This window comes from Haloferax prahovense DSM 18310, from assembly GCF_000336815.1.
In the GTDB taxonomy this organism is placed as follows: domain Archaea; phylum Halobacteriota; class Halobacteria; order Halobacteriales; family Haloferacaceae; genus Haloferax; species Haloferax prahovense.
In genome coordinates this window covers 188,628-205,687 of record NZ_AOLG01000054.1, presented here as the reverse complement: position 1 = coordinate 205,687, position 17,060 = coordinate 188,628, and the positions used below count along the sequence as shown (strand labels likewise).

Genomic DNA, 17,060 nt, shown 5'->3' with positions numbered 1-17,060 from the left:
GCGTCTGCCGGGCCGACAGCCCGCGTCCGCGCCGTCAGGACCGCCACCCGCGCGCGCTCTCCGTGCTCATCACGAGGCCGCCGAGGACGACGGGCACCCAGTAGACGAACCCCCGGAAGACGACGACGCCGGCGGTCGCCACGTCGAACGAGACGGCGGAGCTCGCGGCGGCGACGAGGATGGCGAGCGTCCACTCGATGCCGCCCGCGCCGCCGGGGAGCGGCGTCACACCGGCTATCGCCCCAATAGGGACGACGAACAGCGCGATGGAGAAGGCGATGGGCGCGCCGATGGCGTGAAACGCCACCCAGAGCGCGACCATCTGGCAGAACCAGCCGAACCCCGACAGGCCGAGCGCGACCGCCAGCCCCCGCGGGTTCCGGCCGACGCGTTCGATAGAGCGGAAGAAGCCGTTGATGCGGCGCTCGATGCCGTCGTTCGTGGGCACCGACACCCGCGGGACGTATCGCGCGATGGTTCGGATGAACGGCGTCAGGGCACCGATGAGCCGGCGTTCGAGGCCGTAGCGGCGCTTCCACGCGGTGTAGACGGCCGCCGGAACGCCGACGGCGAGGGCGATGACGGCGACGAGCGCGATTTCGAGGTTGCGGCCGAGCGTCACTTCGGTGGCGTAGTAGCCCGCGCCGATGAGCGCGATGGTGATCGAGGGGACGAAGTTGATGGTGTCGACGCTGGCGATGGCCGCCAGCCCGGTCTCGTACTCGGTGTCGGTGCTCCGGGAGATGAGAAGCGCCGTCACGGGCTCGCCGCCCGCCTGTCCGAACGGGGTGATGTTGTTCGAGAACGTCGCGCCCGTGAAGATGAGAAACGAGCGGACTGTCGAGACGTTCACGCCGAGCACGCCGAGGACGGTCTTCAGCGACGCGCCCCACGCGACGAGCCAGACGAGCGTGATGGCGAGGATGGCGACCAGGTAGGTCGGCTCGGCCATCGTCACCCGGTCGACGAGTTCGTCCACGCCCGCGAAGTAGAACAGGACGGCGAAGACGACGACCGCCGCTGCGAAACCGAGCACCGTCGCGCGGAGGTTCTCGCGGGCCATTTGCTGGGGATGCGTCTACGACGGGCATTAAGTCACCGGATTCGACGGCCGAGTAACAGGTCCCGCGTCGCCGCCGTCGCGGATTCGGTCGCGTTCCCCCGGTCGGCGACACCGCCGCTCACTTTCGGATAGATGGACATTTCCGCTCCGCCCGACACGTCCCCATATGGACGAGCGTGCCGCCCTCAGACTGCTCGCCGCGGACCTGCCGGACGCCGGCGACGACGCCGCCGTCGTCGACGACCTCGTCGTCACGACCGACATGCTCCACGAGACGACGGACTTCCCCGCGGGGACGACCCGCTACACCGCCGGCTGGCGCGCCGTCGGCGCGTCCCTCTCTGACGTGGCCGCGATGGGCGCGAGCGCCACCTGTGCCGTCGCCGCCTACGCCGCCGTCGAACTCGACGAGACGGAACTCGGCGACTTCGTCCGGGGCGCGCGGGACGTGTGCGAGGCGGTCGGCGCGGAGTACGTCGGCGGCGACCTCGACACCCACCGGGAGTTCACGACGGCGACGACGGCCATCGGACACACCGACGACCCGGTCCGGCGCTCGGGCGCGGAGCCGGGGGACCTGCTCTGCGTCACGGGCGAACTCGGCCGGTCTGCCGCCGCCGTCCGCCTGTTCGAGGCGGGCGAGACCGACCGCGCCAACGACCTCTTTCGGTTCACGCCCCGCGTCGCCGCCGGCGTCGCCCTCCGCGGGTCGGCCACGGCGATGATGGATTCGAGCGACGGCCTCGCCCGCTCGGTCCACCAGCTCGCGGAGGCCAGCGACTGCGGCTTCGAACTCGACTTCGACGCGCTCCCCGTCCACGACGCGGTCGAGGAGGTCGCGGCCGACGCCGACGACAGACGCGACCTCGCGGCGTTCTTCGGCGAGGACTTCGAACTCGTGTTCACGCTCCCCGAGTCGGCGCTTGCGGACGCCCGAGCCGCGACTGACGTGCCGCTCACGGTCGTCGGAAGCGTTGTCGAGGAATCCGCCGACGCCGCCGTCGTCGCCGACGGCGAGCCCGTACCGGACCGCGGTTACACCCACGGCGACGAATAGCGTCGCCGTTTTCTCCGCCGTCGCGCCTCAGCCCGGAATGACCTGAACCGGCACGAGAAGGAAACACGCCGCGCCGAGGGCGAACGTGAACAGGCCGACGGCCATCCGAGCCGGTCCGAGCGGCGTCTCGTCTATCGGCTTCGCCGAGCCGTTGTAGGCGATGAACGTCGACATCAGCCCCCAGAAGAACCACAGGCCGACGGACTGGTTGAGGCCGAGGCCGCGAACGTAGTGGAGGTAGCCGGCGATGCCGAACAGGACGAGCGGCACGGCCGCCGCGAGCGACTCCTGGCGCTCGCCGAGCATCGCCCGGACCATGTGGCCCCCGTCGAGTTGGCCGACGGGGAGCAGGTTGAGGACGGTGAAGAACATCCCGACCCAGCCGCCGATGACGACCGGGTGCACGACGGTCCGGGGGTCGGCGTACTCCGTCGGCTGACCCAGCACGGCCGCAATGGCGTCGAGGAGCGGCGGGTTGTTGAACACGATGACGTCGCCCGACCCCGCGAGAACCCGGCTCGGGACGGTCATCGGTTCGAGCGAGAGGCCGATGACGGTGACGACGACGGTCGCCGCGAGCCCGGCGAGCGGGCCGGCGACGCCGATGTCGAACAGCGTCTTTCGGTCGGGCATCTGGCCGCGCATGCGGATGATGGCACCGAGCGTGCCGAACGGGAAGATAAACGGGATGAGGTAGGGCAGCGAGACGTTGACGCCGTGGTATCGGCCGACCGCGTAGTGGCCGAGCTCGTGGACCGAGAGGACGCCGAGGACGGCGGCGGTGAAGGGCCACGCCTGAAGCAACACCAGCGGGTTCGCGGTGATGTCGGACAGGGGGATGTAGTACCACGCGTACGCGCCGACGAAAAGCGTCGAGAGGACCGTCAGCGCGAACAGTGTGATGTTCTTCCACGGGATGCCCTCGACGCCCTGCGAGGCCGGCTCGACGATGACCACGTCAGTCTGCCCGAGTTCCGAGACCTGCGCTTGCACGTCGTAGCCGGCCTGCCGGAACGACGGCCAGATTTCGCGGACGAGCATCCGCTCGGGGACGAGCGACTCGCCGTAGTAGATTCGTCGGCGACCGTCTGACCGCACTTCGTGAACGTCGAAGACGGCGCGAAGTGCTTCCACCGGCGGTCCGTCCGCCGATTCGGACTGTTCCATCGACGGCAGGTAGGCGCGGGACGTTCATAAACCCCGTGACGGACCCGTCTCTGAGCCGACGGCGGCGACCGAGACGGCTCTCGTTCGGGTCGTCTGCGACTAACTTGAGAATCCGGAGCGTCGGCGAAAACGTGCGGTCGTCGCCGCGGAGCGGGTGGGCCGTCACCGGGGGAGTGTGGTGGAGGCCGTTCCAGCGGGCTTACGCGGGGGTTCGGTTACGCTGCGCCGTGGGAGGGACATCGGTTCGTCGGCGTCACGAACCGAGCGGGGCAGTCGGGCAGTCGAGTCACGTCTCGGCTTGGGTTCCGAGCGCACTCGGTGTGGGCTGTGGGGCTGTGGGTCGCTTCGGGGTCGCGTTCAGTTCGTCCGGGGACCGTCCGGGCGGTGCGCGGTGTTGGCGCTGGCGTCGGTCGGGGCCGGGGCGGGCAATGCGGGTTTCAGGCGGTCTCGACACGCCACGTGGTCGCGCTCGTGTACGACCACTTCTCGATGGTCAGGTCCGTCGCGGAGTCGCGGAGCTTGACCATCAGTGCGCCGATTTCCTTGGGAGACAGGCCGACGTCGTCGGCGATGAATTTGCTCTTGAAGTACATCTCGCCGTCTTTCGCACGGTCGAGCAGGTACTGCTTGAGGCGGTCTTCCTTGGAGCCACTGTCGGTGGAGGGGGATACTGTTGCGCTCATCTGGTACACCTCACTTCCACCTAATGGCCTATCACCTGTTATAAAGGAAGGACCGTTGGAATTAGTTCGGCCGCTTTCAGTCTGAATCGACCCAAATGGTACATTTTAGGAATCTTCGAAACCAGCTTAGATTTTTTATAACTGATTTTGAGAGATTCTTTCTATTAAAATTATTTTGAATATATGGGGGCAAATACGCCCCGTTTTGCGCCGTCAGACGCCACATTTTGCGGCAACAACTTCCGCAATATCGGTCGATTTTCGCGCCTTCGCGACTATCCGCGTATTCTGAATAATCCGCCCCACCTCAGCGGTCGTGGACCCAGAACTCTTCGTCGGTGGTCGTCTCCTTCTTGAATATCGGCACCTCGTCTTTCAGCCGGTCGATGCCGTCTTCGACCGTTCTGAACGCCTCTCGCCGGTGGCCGGCGAGGACGACGACGAACACGATGTCCTCGCCGTCGCCGACGACGCCCACCCGGTGGTGCATGAGGACGCGGAGGACGCCGTCGCGAGCCTCCAATTCCTCCGAAATCGCGGCCATCTTCGACTCCGCGACGCCGTCGTACTTCTCGAATTCGAGGCTGAGCGTCGGGTCGTCGCCCTCGGACTCCTTCGCGCGCACCCGCCCGGTGAACGTCGCAATCGCTCCGGCGTACACTTCGAGCGGGTCCGCCTTCGCGCGCTCGACCAGCGTTTCGAGCGTGACGTGCGGTTCGTGCGAGTCGACTTCGGCGGCGAGCGCTTCGACGTCGGCCAAGTCAGTTTCGACCTCCGCAACGACGTTCACCGCGTCGGCACCCGCGAGCGCGACGGTCGGGACGCGCGCGTCGGGGAATCCCGAGAGGAGCGCGTAGTCGTACTCCGCCGAGAGGCCGTCGAGGAGGCCGTCGAGGTCGCGGTCGTCGCCGGTTCCGACCCAGTTGCCGTCCGGCGAGAGCCCGTACGCGGCGGCGGCACCGTCTGTCGACTTCGGTTCGGTCGCGCTCTCGGGGAGCGATTCGACGGTGGCGACGCGGCCGTCCAACTGCGCGGCGAGTCGGTCGCAGAGCGTCGTCGCGCCCGCGCCGACGATTCCGAGGACGTGCATACCCGAAGGACGGCCCGCGGCGGTTTAAGATTGCTCCGTGCCGGTCTCGTCAGACTCGGCCGGCGGCTCCGTCTCGTCCATCTCTGGGCGCGGGCGGGTCCGATAGAGGTGGACGGCGAGGGCCACGCCGGCCAGACTGAGGAGCGTCGCCAGCCACGGGGCCGCCGCGCCGACGGGCGTGTCTGCCGTCGCGGGCAGCGTGTCGAACTGCCAGAGCGCCCAGCCGACCGAAAAACAGGCCACCAACGCCCAGTTGAAGACGGTCCGCCGGTCGAACTCGCCGCGCCGGTGGCGGGCGAGAATCGCCCCGAGGGCGAGCACCCAGCCGACGACGATGAGCGTGACCGTCTCCACGGTGACGAGTCGCATACCGGTAGTCGCCGCGAGAGTGGTTTAAACCCCCCGACACGGGCGTCTCGCACTTGATAACCCTTAAGATGCGCTCACGGATATCCGTGTGCAATGAGAGTCGTCATCTCCATCGGCGGAAGCGTGCTCGCGCCGGACCTCGACGCCCGACGCGTGGAGGGTCACGCCTCCGTCGTCGAAACGCTCGCGCGAGACGGGTGCGAAATCGGTGCGGTCGTCGGCGGCGGCGGCGTCGCCCGCGACTACATCGGTGCCGCCCGCGACCTCGGCGCGAACGAGGTTCAACTCGACCAGATCGGCATCGACGTGACCAGAATCAACGCCCGCCTGCTCATCGCGGCGCTCGGCTCGCAGGTCGACCCCAAAGTCGCCCACGACTACGAGGACGCCGGCGACGCCATCCGGCGCGGCGATATCTCGGTGATGGGCGGCGTCATGCCCGGCCAGACCACCGACGCCGTCGCGGCCGCGCTCGCCGAGTACGTCGACGCCGACCTGCTCGTCTACGCGACCAGCGTCGACGGCGTCTTCAGCGCCGACCCGAACACCGACCCCGACGCGACGAAGTTCGAGGAGATGACCGCCGCGGAACTCGTCGACGTCATCGGCGACATCGAGATGAACGCCGGCTCGTCCGCCCCGGTCGACCTCCTCGCCGCGAAGCTCATCGAGCGCGCGAAGATGCGCACCATCGTCCTCGACGGCACGGACCCCGACCGCATCACGCCGGCGGTCCTCCGCGGCGAGCACACGGGCACCGACATCATCCCCGAGGGCGGCGACGAACCGACCTACTGGGCTCCCTGAGATGACGACCGACGACCCCTTCCGCGGCGACGCCTCCGCCGCGGACGCGACCGACGGCGACGGCGACGCGGCCGCCAACCACCACGGCTTCTGGGCCGACGAGGTCGCCGACGAAATCGAGGCCCGCGACCCCGACGAGCCGGTCGTAATCAAGGGCGGCGTCTCGCCGTCCGGCGTGGCCCACCTCGGCAACTTCAACGAGATTATGCGCGGCTACTTCGTCGCCGAGGTGCTCCGCGAGCGCGGCCACGAGGTCCGGCAGGTGTTCACCAGCGACGACAAGGACCCGCTCCGAAAGCTCCCGCGGAAGCTCGCTGACGCCGACGGCAACATCGTCGGTCTCGGCGAGGTCGACGCCGGCGCGCTCGGCCGCAACCTCGGCAAGCCGTACACGTCGATTCCGGACCCGTTCGGCGAGGCCGAGTCGTACGCGGCGCACTTCGCGGCGCTCCTGAAGGCCGACGCCGACCGCCTCGGCGTCCCGGTGGAGATGATTTCCAACACCGAACTGTACGAAAACGGCGACTTCGACCCCGTGGTCGAACACGTCCTCGAACACGCCGACACCGCCCGCGAGGTGCTGGGCGAGTACCAGTCAAAGGTCGACGAGGACTACGTCCCCTTCAACCCCGTCTGTGCCGAGTGCGGCAAAATCACCGAGACGGTCACGGACATCGACCTCGACGCCGGTACTGTCGACTACGTCTGTACCGACATGACCGTCGGCGACAACACCATCGACGGCTGCGGCCACGAGGGGACCGCGACGTTCCGCGAGGGGAAGCTCCCGTGGCGCTTCGAGTGGCCCGGCCAGTGGCAGGTCCTCGGCGTCGACTTCGAGCCGTTCGGAAAGGACCACGCCGAGGGCTCGTGGCCCTCCGGCAAGGACATCGCCGAGAACGTCCTCGGCATCGAACCGCCGGTGCCGATGGTGTACGAGTGGTTCACGCTCAACGGCGAGGCGCTGTCGTCGTCCGCCGGCAACATCGTCACCGTCGCGGAGATGCTCGACCTGCTCGAACCCGAGGTGCTCCGGTACTTCTTCGCGCTCAACCCGCGGAAGGCCCGCGACCTCGACCTCACGCGGCTCGACCAGCTCGTCGACGACTTCGACCGCTTCGAGCGCGCCTACTTCGGCGAGGTCGACGACGAGAGTCTGACTCGCTTCGCCGAGCGCGCCTACCCGTTCGTCGTCGACGAGGTCCGCGAGGACCGGGTTCGGCTCCCGTACACGTTCGCGGCCGTCCTCGGCATGACCGACGACGAGGACCTGCGCGTCAAGATGGCCCGCAACGAGGGCTTCTTCGACGAGGACACGCCCGACGAGGTGGTCGAAGAGGCGCTCGCTCGGGTCGAACGCGCCCGCCGCTGGGCCGAGAAGATGGACAACCAGTACAACTACCGCCTGCAGGTCGAGCTCCCAGAGTTCGACTTCGAGCCCGCGGTCGAGGCAGCCCTCGACGACCTCGCGGACTTCGTCGCCGAGGGCCACGACGGCGAGGCGATTCAGGGCGAAATCTACGAGACGGCGCGCCGCCACGACATCGAGATGGGCGACTTCTTCGCCGCCGGCTACCGCCTGTTCTTCGACGCCGAACAGGGGCCGCGGCTCGGCGAGTTCCTCGGCGAGCTAGAGCGCGACTTCGTCGTCACGCGGCTCCGCCGCGAGGACTGACCTCGCCCGAACCGCGGTTCGCTGTTTGCGGTTCTATTCTCACGCTCGACGACCCGCGAGCAACGCCACCGCGCCGAGCCCCGCGACCGCGAGTGCGCCGAGCCCCGCGCCGAAGCCGGGGATTCCGGTGTCGGTCGTCTCATCGGTGGCGGTCGTCGACGCTGCGTCCTCGACGACGACGCCCTCGGCTTCCGCGAGCGCGTTCGACTCGTTACGGACCGAGACGGAGAACGTCGAGCCCGGCGGAATCTCCGAGAAGTCGAGGGTCGCCGAGAAGTTCCCGTCCTCGCCGACGGTGGCCTCGCTCGTCTTGAGGAACCGCGGGCTCGTGTCGCCGGCGGACTGGACGCGGACCGAGAGCGTCGTCCCCGCTTCGAGGTCGCTCGTCCCCCGAATCGTCGCGTCTTCGGCCTGCGTGACGGTCACGTTCCCGCCGGTCGTCGCGAGCGACACCGACGAGGCGTTCTGTGCTGCGGCCGCGGTCGTCCCGCCGACGAGCGCGGCGCAGACGACGGCGGCGACGACGAACCAACGGAGTCGGATTCGTTCGAACATGCCATCCGACACTACTCGAATCCGCGAAAAATAGTTACCCGAATGTCAAATAGCTCTTTGAGTTACCGGCGGCGCGCGGGCGATGACTCGTCCGGTTTCAGTTTTCCTCGATGGCGTCTATCACGACCGCACCGACGACGGCGAGTCGCGGGTCGATACGCTCGCGGTCCACGTCGATAGTGTACTTGTCCCGGAGAGAGAACTGCTCGCTCACCGCGCCGACCGGTTCGCCGGCCGCGTCCTCGATGCGGTACGAGAAGGGAATGAGCGTCGTGAGGAGCCGTCTCGCGACCGCCATCGGGACGTTGTCCTCGACGATTCGTCCCACGACGGAGCCGTCGGGGCCGAGCAGTTGGTAGGTGTGTTTGGCGAACGAGAACGCGCCGCGTTTGACCGCACCGACGCGCTCGCCGGTCCGACTGTCGACGATGTCGTAGGCGGCCGACACGTCGAGGACGCTGTCGGCCTTGACGCGGAAGCGCTCCTCACCGGTGTCGTGGTCGTTCAGCCGGAAGTCCTCTTTCAGCTTGAACTTCTTTTGCTTCGCCGAGAGGATGGGGTCGTCGCCCTCGTAGACGACGTACTTGTTGCTGATGGACACCTTCTGTCGGACCTCGTAGCGGGAACTGTCGAACACGACTCTCGATGGTCGCCGGGGTGGCTAAAACCCTTCTGGGGGACGACTTATGTCCCCGACGCGCGTACGGACGGACGGGCTCGTTCCCCCGCGAACGACGCCTACCGCGGCCTCGCCGCACCACACTTCACATGTCTCTCATCGACTTCATCCGGTCCGTGGAGGAATCGCAAGACGAATTCGACGTCGAACTGGAGGAGTTCGACGCCGACTCCGAACAGGAAGCCGTCGACGACGAGTCCTCGGGCGGTCGCTCGTACGGCCGGCTGTTCCTCGTCGCCTTGCTCCTCGTGGGCGTCGCCTACGCCGTCTCCCGGCTTCGCTCGTCGTCCGGCGACTCCTTTACCGACATCGCGCTCGCCGCCGACGACGCCGAGAGCGAGGTGGTGACCGACGACGACGCGGCCGACGACGAAGACGCCACGGTCACCGTCGAACACGACCCCGAAGACGAGACGGAAGACGCGGCGTCCGCCGACGAAACTGACGAGGCCGACGGCGACGAAGCGGCCGACGCGGACGACGACGGCGCGGTCGAAGTCGAAATCGAGTCGCCCGGCGACGACGGCGACGAAGACGAGTAACGCGACACGCTCGTCGCGGGTCGGGTTCGGTTGCGGTCGTCGCTCGCGGCAACCGACGCCCGCCCGCGGTCGTCGAACGCGGCACCGTGACCCGAACGGTGGTACCGTAACCCGAACGCCTTTTGGCGCGCGCCGCTTCCCTTCGGGCGATGAACACGCTGCTTTGGGTTCTCGCTGGCTTCATCGCCTACTCTCTCCTTGCGGCGCTGTTGCGTGCTCGCGGGATTCTCCCCGAGTACGTCCGCGTCCAAGGTCCGCTCACGACGGTCCACACCCGTCGCGGCCGCGAACTCCTCGACAGGCTCGCCGCCCCCAAGCGGTTCTGGCGGGCGTGGAGCAACGTCGGCCTCGGCATCGCCCTCGTCATCATGGCGGGGACGTTCGTCCTCCTCGTCTACCAGGCGGTCGTCATCCTCCAGAACCCGCCCGCGCCGACACAGGTGAACCAGCCGCAGAACTTCCTCGTCATCCCCGGCGTCAACGACTTCCTCCCGCTTTCGGTCGCGCCCGAGATTCTCTTCGGCCTCCTCGTCGGCCTCGTCGTCCACGAGGGCGGCCACGGTATCCTCAGCCGCGTCGAGGGTATCGACGTGGAGTCGATGGGCATCGTCCTCCTGACGATACTCCCCATCGGGGCGTTCGTCGAACCCTCCGAGGAGAGCCAGCGCCGCGCCGACCGCGGCGGCAAGTCGCGGATGTTCGCCGCCGGCGTGACGAACAACTTCGCCGTCACGCTCGTCGCGTTCGCCCTGCTTTTCGGCCCGGTCATCGGCTCTATCACCGTCGCGCCGGGAGTCGCCGTCTCCGGCGCGTACGCCGGCTCACCGGCCGACGTGGCGGGCATCTCGGGCGGCGACCGCGTGACCGCCATCGAGGGCACGCCGGTCAACACGACGCAGGAACTCGACGCCGCGCTCCTCGCGACCGACGCGGGAACGGTGTCGGTCGAGCTCGACGGCGAACGGACCGTCTCGGTCACGCGCGAACTCGTCGTCGCCGGCTCCGTCGAAGGCAACCCCGCGAACCTCACCGTCGAGTCCGGGAGCGACCCGATTCGCGTGACCGCAGTCAACGGGACCGCCGTCTCGACGCGCGCCGGCTTCGAGTCGGCCGTCGGCGACTCGCGGTTCGCCCGGCTCGACACCTCCGCCGGCGAGCGCACCATCCCGGTCGGTGCCTACATCACGAACGTCGCAGAAGACGGTCCGCTGTACAACGCCACGGGGACGACGCAACCCCTCATCGTCTCGTCGTTCAACGGCGAGCGAATCACCTCCTCGACGGAGTTGCAGGAGGCGCTCGACCGGACCGACCCCGACCAGACCGTCGCCGTCGAAGTCTACCGCGACGGCGGCTTCGAGACGGTGCAGGTGACGCTCGGCGAGAACCCGCAGGACGGAAACGGGTTCCTCGGCGTCAACATCTTCCAGGGGACGAGCGGCCTGCTCCTGACGGACTTCGGCACGCAGGAGTACCCCGCGGGGACGTACCTCTCGCTTCTCGGCGGTGACGGCGGCGACGGCGGCGGCCTCGGCAGCGCCTTCGCCGGGTCGCCCCTCCAGCTCGTCTACGTATCGCTCCTGTTGCCCCTCGCGTCGGTCGTCCTCGGGATTCCGAACTTCCCCGGCTTCACCGGCGAGGTCATCAACTTCTACCAGGTCGGCGGCCCGCTCGGCTTCCTCGGCGGCGGCGTCTTCATCTTCGCCAACGTCCTGTTCTGGACGGCGTGGATAAACCTCCAGCTGGGGCTTTTCAACTGCATCCCCGGCTACCCGCTCGACGGCGGTCGCATCCTCCGGACCTCGACCGAGGCCGTGGTCTCGCGGCTCCCGGTCGACGACCCCCACACCGTCGTCCGGACCATCACGACCTCAATCGGGCTCACGATGCTCGCGTCGCTCGTGCTCATGATATTCGGGCCGACGCTCCTCGGCTGAGCGCCTCGGCCACCCCGGGTCGGGGCCGACTCGCCTCCCTTCGACGGTTCCCGAACCGCGAAAACGACTCGCAACTTCAATACCGGATGACTCCCTAGGCCCCCGTATGGTAGAGGCCCCACAGACCGACGAGGGCTGGTTCGCGCTGCACGACTTCCGAACCGTCGACTGGGACGCGTGGCGTGACGCGCCCGACCGCGAGCGCCGCCGCGCAATCGAGGAGGGCGTCGCGTACCTCGACGCCCACGAGGCGGTCGAGGACGCCGAGGCGGGCGCGTCCGCCGTCTTCTCCGTGCTCGGCCACAAGGCGGACTTCGTGGTCGTCCACTTCCGGCCGACGCTCGACGACATCTCCCGCGCCGAACGGCAGTTCGAGCGGACCGCGCTCGCGGCCTTCACCGAGCAGCCGACCTCCTACGTCTCCGTCACCGAGGTGTCCGGTTACGTCTCGGACGACTACTTCGAGGGTAACGAGGAGGACATCGACACCGGGCTGCTCCGCTACATCGAGGGCAAGCTCAAGCCCGACATCCCGGAGGACACCTACATGTCCTTCTACCCGATGTCGAAGCGCCGCGGCGAGGAGCACAACTGGTACGACCTCTCGTTCGACGAGCGCCGCGACCTGATGTCCACCCACGGCGACACCGGCCGGAAGTACGCCGGGAAAATCAAACAGGTCATCGCCTCCTCGGTCGGCTTCGACGACTACGAGTGGGGCGTCACGCTCTTCGGCGACGACCCGACCGACATCAAGGACATCGTCTACGAGATGCGCTTCGACGAGGTTTCCTCGAAGTACGGTGAGTTCGGCCAGTTCTACGTCGGCCGGCGCTTCCCACCGTCGGACCTCGGCGCGTTCCTCGCGGGCGACGGCGTCCCGACCAGCGAGTTCGAAGACGAGTCCCACCACGACGCGCACGCGCACGACGAGGGTGGCCACCACCACGGCGGCGACGGCCACCATCACGGTGAGGGTGGCGACGGTCACCACCACGGCGAAGGCGACGACGGCGGCGACGAAGCCGACGACGAGGACATTCGCGGTCAGCTCGAAGACCTGAACATCTACGCCGGCAAGCCCCACGGCGAGGACGTGTACGCGACGGTCCTCTACTCTGAGGCCGACGCCGACGAGCTGTTCGACGAGGTCGAGGGCCTCCGCGGCAACTTCGACCACTACCCGACGCACGTCAAGACGGCCGTCTACGAGGCAAACGAGCGCGGTCGGGTCGCCGTCGTCTCCATCTGGGAGACGGCGTCGGCCGCCGAGACCGCCGCGGGCTTCCTCTCGGAGCTTCCCGGCATCGTCGAGCGCGCTGGCGAGGAGTCCGGCTTCGGCACGATGGGGATGTTCTACACCGTCAAGTCCGAACACCGCGGCGACTTCGTCGAGAAGTTCGGCACCGTCGGTGGCCTCCTCGAAGAGATGGACGGCCACTTCGACACGGACCTGATGGTCAACGTCGAGGACGAAGACGACATGTTCATCGCCAGCCAGTGGCGCTCGCAGGACGACGCCATGGAGTTCTTCCGCTCCGACGCGTTCCGCGACACGGTCCAGTGGGGCCGCGACGTGCTCGCGGACCGCCCGCGACACGTGTTCTTAGCGTAACTCCGCGACCATCGGGAGCGGGGTGAGGAACCCCCATCGGGGGTGACGAACCTTTTCGTCCAGGTTTTGCCAGCGAGCGGAGCGAGCGCAGGAAAAGGTGGCGTGTACGTGCTCGCGGACCGCCCGCGACACGTCTTCCTCGCCTAACGCGGCCGAAAACCAGACGCGGCTTTTTTCACGCGAGCGCGGCGCGAACGTCCCGGAACTTCGGGCGGACCTTGTCGGTACCGACGTTGTACGCGAAGTACAGCGCCACCGCGCCCATCACGACCGCCCACGCGGCGATTTCGACGTTGCCCTGTTCGAAGGTGACGAGCGCGAAGCGCTCGATGTACGCGCCGGCGAGCGAAAGCCCCGCACTCCCGAGACTGAAGACGAGAAGTTCGAGGAGCTCCGGAAGCAGGTCGACGAGTGAACTACGCATGGTCGTCCAGGACTCGGTCGAGTGTTGTGTCTCTTTTGGTCCCGGCACACGGGGTCGCCGGCGAGGCGCGCTCCGACTCCGACTCGGTCACCGGTCGCCGCGGCCGTCCCGGAGTCCGGCCAACCACCGGCCCGTCAGTTCCGCTCGAAGGCCCGCTCTCTCGCGTTTCCGGAGGGCGACTGCGACCCGGCGACGTAGCTCTCGGTCTCGACCAGTTTGTCGAGGCGGCGCTCGAACTCCTCGTCGGAGAGGTCGCCGGCCGCGTAGCGCTCTCGCAGGCGCTCGATAGCAGATTCGTCGTCAACGGGGTCGTAGGCGGCTCCGTCGGCCGTCTGAGTCCATTCGTCTTCGCCGCCGGAGTCGTCACGGAAGCGACGCAGGACGCGCCGCCCGCCGTAGGCCACTACCGCCGTCGACGGGGCGACGGCGAGGAACCAGACGACCGCGAGATGCGCTTCGAGCCCCGCCATCAGCGCGATGAGCAGTATCCACACGCCGGTGACCACGCCCAAGAGCGGTGGACTTCGGGCGACGACGCGGGCCTCGCGGGAGAGTGCCGAACCGAATCGTTCGAGGACCATCGGTCGAAGGTGTCTCTCGAAATACAAAAAACTGCGTGAGCGGGGCGGGTTAGTTTCCGTTGCCGTTGCCGTCACTGCGTCCCGGATTGTCGTCGTTGTCGTTTCCGCCGCTCCCGCGGCTGGGACCGCCGGTACCGTTCCCCGGGTTATCGGCGTCGTCGCCGTCGGGGTCGTTCCCGTGGCCGCGGTCGTCGTCCTCGGGCGTGTAGACGTACAGGCAGTCGTTCTTGTACGAGCGGCCGAACTGGTCGGCGTCCTCGCAACAGAGCACGCGGCCGTCGTCCATCACGGCGAGGTTGTCGACGTTGATGAGCGCGTCGTCGGCGACGGCGGCGGGGTCGCTCGCGTCGGGGCCGACGATGACGGGTTCGAGCGTCGAGACGTTGTAGTCGGACTCCAGTTCCGCGCGGTAGACGACGCCGCCGTCGACCCGCTGGAGCTGGAGTTCGCCGGTGGCGTTCGACATGTCGTCGTTGAGTTCGGAGATGCCGAAGTAGACGTCGTCGCCGGGTTCCGCGCCGTCGACGCTGTCGATGCCCTCGGCCTTGTTGAACTCGATGGTCGCGCCGATTTCCTTCGCGGCCGCCCGGGTTTCGAGGAACGGGACGTGCCGGAGGTCGTCGTCCACGCCGTCGGGACCGTACCACTCGTACTGCTTGCCCCACTCCACGATTTCCTCGTCGGTGACGTAGTCGCGGTTGCCGTTCTCGACGACCTCCCTGTCGGCCGCTTCGAGGAGGTCGGCGGTCACCTCGTCGCCTTCGGACCAGTCGGTGTGAGTTCCGAGGTAGTCGGCCTGTGTGACGTCGTCGTACTCCGCAATCCACGCCGCGACCTCGTTGTTGGTGGCGTGACCGAGCTTCAGCCACTCGAATTCGAGGTCTACGTCGGCCGGGGGCGCGGCCTCGGCCTCGTCGTCGTTCGTCACGAGCGGGGCGTAGAGCGTCCCGGCGAGGCCCATCGGGTCGTCGTAGCTCGGAATCGGCTCGTCGGCGACGAACTTGTAGACGCCCTTGCTGTCGCCGTCGGAGGCGAGGTAGACCGTCCGCTCGTCGGACTGCACGTCCGGACACTCCCAGGCGGCCCGGCCCATGACGTAGTACTTGACGGGTTCGGGGGTCTCGGCGGCCGGTTCGCGGAAGTCGACGATGTAGCCGTAGCGGTACGGGTTCGGGTACACGTCGCCGATGGGCGTCAGGTCGTTGCCGTCGGCGGATTGGTCGACCGGCTCTGCGCCGAGGTAGTACGCGAGGAGTTCGACGCCGGCGACCGCCCAGTAGCTCTGGACGAACCACGAATCGTCATCGTAGTAGTCGTCGACCGCGGACTGAATCTCGGTCGGGTTCGGTCGGTTCCAGAACTCGTGTGCGCCGCGGAGTCCCTCGCCGGTGCCCTTCTCGACGATGTCGCTCACGGTCGCGGTCAGCGAGACGCGCGGGTGGGCGTAGTTCTCCTCGGCCGACAGCATCGTGTTCCACGGGCTCAGGTCGCCGTAGCAGTTGATTCGCGTCCCGCCGAGTTCGCGGAGCGCCTCGGTGTTCGCGAGGTTCAGCGCGTTTTTGAGGTCGGCCTCCCACGAGCCGTCGTCGTCCTGACTGAGCGGAATCCGCGAGACGTTGCCCGGACTCGCCTCCCAGTTGGTAAACAGATAGCCCTCGGTTCCCTCGTCGTTCGTGGCGACGAACTGGTTGCAGTCGGGGGTGTAGCCGGCGTCGGCGTACTTCGACCCGCTGAACTGGCCGCTCGTGATGTTCGTCCCGTCGGGGGTCTGTGGGACGCCGAGGAGCTCCGACCCGCCGTTGATGGCGTCGCCTTCGCGGGCCAGCATCTCGTAGTCGCCGGCGGCGGACCGGACCGCGCGCCGCTCTTCGTTCGTCTCGGGCGTCGATAGCTCGTCGAAGTCGCTCTCACCGTCGAACGAGAACTGGAAGCCGGAGAAGTAGCCGATGGCCGCCTTGTCGTAGGGCGCGGGGTTCTCGCGGTCGGGGTGCTGGAGGCTGTAGAGGAGCGACCCGTCGTCGAAGACGAACGGCCCCGTCACCTCGGCCCCGAACGCCGTCGTCGAAAAGCGCTTGAGCTCCCCCCGCACGAGCGGTGCCCGCGGCGTGTTCGGGTCGTCGGGTTCCGCCGCCTGACCGACGCCTGCCACGCTCGCTCCCAGCGCGGCGGCGACGGACGATGCCATGAGAGTTCGTCGAGTGAAGTCGACCATGCGACCGAAGAAGCGAAACCAGCCCCCGTGTAGGTTTATATGACAACAGGGTTGCAATACTGTCCGGAAGAGAGCGGTCTGTTGATTATATATCGGTCCTGACTTGACACCCGACCGACGCGTCGTCCGCGACGGAGTTCCCCTCGCGTTCGAGCGCCTCGACCCCCTCCCGAATCTCCTCGGCCCGTCGTCGGACGGCCGCGGCGTAGCGCTCGATTCGCGCCCGTTTTTTGCCGTAGAACGACGCCACCCAGTCGGCGTCGGCGTAGGGTTGCGTCAGAAAGTACGCCGCGAGCGTATCGCGGCCCGCTTGGATGACTTCGGGCGGCACGCCGCGGTCGCCCGTTCCGGCCTCGACGAACCCGTTCACGTCGAAGTACACGTCGGCGTAGAGCGCGGCGGTGTCAGGGTCGTCGAACTCGCGGCCCGCGTGGTCGGGGGCGCGGAAGCCGTACCGGCGACCGTCTCCGTCCGGGTCGTCGTACTCGACGATGCGGACGCCCAACGGGTGGGTTCTGTACGCGCGCTCCGACTGCCTCTCGGTGGGATGGGATGCTGAATTCGACATGTTCGAGCGGGTCGGCCCGGCGCGAGCGCGCCGCGG

Annotated in this window: 17 protein-coding genes; 6 read left to right on the top strand and 11 right to left on the bottom strand. The window is 67.8% G+C overall.

What is annotated here, in order from left to right:
- Positions 1-34 precede the first annotated feature (34 nt).
- Positions 35-1,063, bottom strand: coding sequence for a lysylphosphatidylglycerol synthase transmembrane domain-containing protein (locus C457_RS16870; RefSeq protein ID WP_008096559.1), 1,029 nt, complete (start codon positions 1,061-1,063; stop codon positions 35-37).
- 166 nt (positions 1,064-1,229) lie between these two features.
- Between C457_RS16870 and thiL the strand changes: the two genes are divergently transcribed.
- Positions 1,230-2,120 carry a thiamine-phosphate kinase gene (gene thiL, locus C457_RS16865; RefSeq protein WP_008096555.1) on the top strand — a complete coding sequence of 297 codons (891 nt, stop codon included), beginning with the start codon at positions 1,230-1,232 and terminating at the stop codon, positions 2,118-2,120.
- A 27-nt stretch (positions 2,121-2,147) separates the two neighbouring features.
- Here thiL and C457_RS16860 read toward each other — a convergent pair whose 3' ends face one another.
- From C457_RS16860 to C457_RS16845, 4 genes are all read right to left on the bottom strand, one after another.
- Positions 2,148-3,287 carry a site-2 protease family protein gene (locus C457_RS16860; RefSeq protein ID WP_008096553.1) on the bottom strand — a complete coding sequence of 380 codons (1,140 nt, stop codon included), beginning with the start codon at positions 3,285-3,287 and terminating at the stop codon, positions 2,148-2,150.
- Positions 3,288-3,724: 437 nt separating this feature from the next.
- Positions 3,725-3,970 carry a DUF7123 family protein gene (locus tag C457_RS16855; protein ID WP_008096551.1) on the bottom strand — a complete coding sequence of 82 codons (246 nt, stop codon included), beginning with the start codon at positions 3,968-3,970 and terminating at the stop codon, positions 3,725-3,727.
- A gap of 307 nt (positions 3,971-4,277) precedes the next feature.
- On the bottom strand, positions 4,278-5,060 hold the full coding sequence (locus C457_RS16850; protein ID WP_008096549.1) for a molybdopterin synthase: 783 nt from the start codon (positions 5,058-5,060) through the stop codon (positions 4,278-4,280).
- Positions 5,061-5,084: 24 nt separating this feature from the next.
- Positions 5,085-5,429 (bottom strand): hypothetical protein, encoded by a 345-nt coding sequence (locus C457_RS16845; RefSeq protein ID WP_008096547.1) that lies wholly within the window; start codon positions 5,427-5,429, stop codon positions 5,085-5,087.
- Positions 5,430-5,522: 93 nt separating this feature from the next.
- Between C457_RS16845 and pyrH the strand changes: the two genes are divergently transcribed.
- A complete protein-coding gene (gene pyrH, locus C457_RS16840) occupies positions 5,523-6,236 on the top strand; it encodes a UMP kinase (protein WP_004976409.1) in 714 nt (237 codons plus the stop codon).
- A gap of 1 nt (position 6,237) precedes the next feature.
- Positions 6,238-7,911: a lysine--tRNA ligase gene (gene lysS, locus C457_RS16835; RefSeq protein ID WP_008096544.1), complete on the top strand. Its 1,674-nt coding sequence runs from the start codon at positions 6,238-6,240 to the stop codon at positions 7,909-7,911.
- Positions 7,912-7,950: 39 nt separating this feature from the next.
- Here lysS and C457_RS16830 read toward each other — a convergent pair whose 3' ends face one another.
- Positions 7,951-8,466, bottom strand: a complete 516-nt coding sequence (locus C457_RS16830; protein WP_008096542.1) for a BGTF surface domain-containing protein — start codon at positions 8,464-8,466, stop codon at positions 7,951-7,953.
- A gap of 97 nt (positions 8,467-8,563) precedes the next feature.
- Complete coding sequence (locus C457_RS16825; protein WP_008096540.1) at positions 8,564-9,103, bottom strand: hypothetical protein; 540 nt, start codon at positions 9,101-9,103, stop codon at positions 8,564-8,566.
- 131 nt (positions 9,104-9,234) lie between these two features.
- Between C457_RS16825 and C457_RS16820 the strand changes: the two genes are divergently transcribed.
- The 3 genes from C457_RS16820 (at position 9,235) to C457_RS16810 (ending at position 13,239) form a co-directional block, all read left to right on the top strand.
- Positions 9,235-9,687: a hypothetical protein gene (locus C457_RS16820; protein WP_008096538.1), complete on the top strand. Its 453-nt coding sequence runs from the start codon at positions 9,235-9,237 to the stop codon at positions 9,685-9,687.
- 149 nt (positions 9,688-9,836) lie between these two features.
- Positions 9,837-11,624 (top strand): site-2 protease family protein, encoded by a 1,788-nt coding sequence (locus tag C457_RS16815; RefSeq protein ID WP_008096536.1) that lies wholly within the window; start codon positions 9,837-9,839, stop codon positions 11,622-11,624.
- 106 nt (positions 11,625-11,730) lie between these two features.
- A complete protein-coding gene (locus C457_RS16810) occupies positions 11,731-13,239 on the top strand; it encodes a heme-binding protein (RefSeq protein WP_008096534.1) in 1,509 nt (502 codons plus the stop codon).
- A 175-nt stretch (positions 13,240-13,414) separates the two neighbouring features.
- Here C457_RS16810 and C457_RS16805 read toward each other — a convergent pair whose 3' ends face one another.
- The 4 genes from C457_RS16805 to C457_RS16790 all read right to left on the bottom strand — a co-directional run bounded on the left by C457_RS16805 (position 13,415) and on the right by C457_RS16790 (position 17,024).
- Positions 13,415-13,663 (bottom strand): hypothetical protein, encoded by a 249-nt coding sequence (locus C457_RS16805; protein WP_008096533.1) that lies wholly within the window; start codon positions 13,661-13,663, stop codon positions 13,415-13,417.
- Between the two features lie 134 nt (positions 13,664-13,797).
- Positions 13,798-14,244 carry an SHOCT domain-containing protein gene (locus tag C457_RS16800; protein WP_008096532.1) on the bottom strand — a complete coding sequence of 149 codons (447 nt, stop codon included), beginning with the start codon at positions 14,242-14,244 and terminating at the stop codon, positions 13,798-13,800.
- A gap of 49 nt (positions 14,245-14,293) precedes the next feature.
- On the bottom strand, positions 14,294-16,456 hold the full coding sequence (locus C457_RS16795) for an alkaline phosphatase PhoX (RefSeq protein WP_049913678.1): 2,163 nt from the start codon (positions 16,454-16,456) through the stop codon (positions 14,294-14,296).
- An 85-nt stretch (positions 16,457-16,541) separates the two neighbouring features.
- Positions 16,542-17,024: a hypothetical protein gene (locus tag C457_RS16790; protein ID WP_049913677.1), complete on the bottom strand. Its 483-nt coding sequence runs from the start codon at positions 17,022-17,024 to the stop codon at positions 16,542-16,544.
- Positions 17,025-17,060: the final 36 nt, after the last annotated feature.

Excerpts from the sequence above, each read along its gene's own strand:
- C457_RS16830 (WP_008096542.1), bottom strand. The coding sequence starts at position 8,466 with ATGTTCGAACGAATCCGACTCCGTTGGTTCGTCGTCGCCGCCGTCGTC.
- lysS (WP_008096544.1), top strand. The coding sequence starts at position 6,238 with ATGACGACCGACGACCCCTTCCGCGGCGACGCCTCCGCCGCGGACGCG.
- C457_RS16800 (WP_008096532.1), bottom strand. The coding sequence starts at position 14,244 with ATGGTCCTCGAACGATTCGGTTCGGCACTCTCCCGCGAGGCCCGCGTC.
- C457_RS16850 (WP_008096549.1), bottom strand. The coding sequence starts at position 5,060 with ATGCACGTCCTCGGAATCGTCGGCGCGGGCGCGACGACGCTCTGCGAC.
- C457_RS16860 (WP_008096553.1), bottom strand. The coding sequence starts at position 3,287 with ATGGAACAGTCCGAATCGGCGGACGGACCGCCGGTGGAAGCACTTCGC.
- C457_RS16820 (WP_008096538.1), top strand. The coding sequence starts at position 9,235 with ATGTCTCTCATCGACTTCATCCGGTCCGTGGAGGAATCGCAAGACGAA.
- C457_RS16855 (WP_008096551.1), bottom strand. The coding sequence starts at position 3,970 with ATGAGCGCAACAGTATCCCCCTCCACCGACAGTGGCTCCAAGGAAGAC.
- C457_RS16815 (WP_008096536.1), top strand. The coding sequence starts at position 9,837 with ATGAACACGCTGCTTTGGGTTCTCGCTGGCTTCATCGCCTACTCTCTC.
- C457_RS16845 (WP_008096547.1), bottom strand. The coding sequence starts at position 5,429 with ATGCGACTCGTCACCGTGGAGACGGTCACGCTCATCGTCGTCGGCTGG.
- C457_RS16790 (WP_049913677.1), bottom strand. The coding sequence starts at position 17,024 with ATGTCGAATTCAGCATCCCATCCCACCGAGAGGCAGTCGGAGCGCGCG.
- C457_RS16805 (WP_008096533.1), bottom strand. The coding sequence starts at position 13,663 with ATGCGTAGTTCACTCGTCGACCTGCTTCCGGAGCTCCTCGAACTTCTC.
- C457_RS16870 (WP_008096559.1), bottom strand. The coding sequence starts at position 1,063 with ATGGCCCGCGAGAACCTCCGCGCGACGGTGCTCGGTTTCGCAGCGGCG.
- C457_RS16795 (WP_049913678.1), bottom strand. The coding sequence starts at position 16,456 with ATGGTCGACTTCACTCGACGAACTCTCATGGCATCGTCCGTCGCCGCC.
- C457_RS16810 (WP_008096534.1), top strand. The coding sequence starts at position 11,731 with ATGGTAGAGGCCCCACAGACCGACGAGGGCTGGTTCGCGCTGCACGAC.
- thiL (WP_008096555.1), top strand. The coding sequence starts at position 1,230 with ATGGACGAGCGTGCCGCCCTCAGACTGCTCGCCGCGGACCTGCCGGAC.
- pyrH (WP_004976409.1), top strand. The coding sequence starts at position 5,523 with ATGAGAGTCGTCATCTCCATCGGCGGAAGCGTGCTCGCGCCGGACCTC.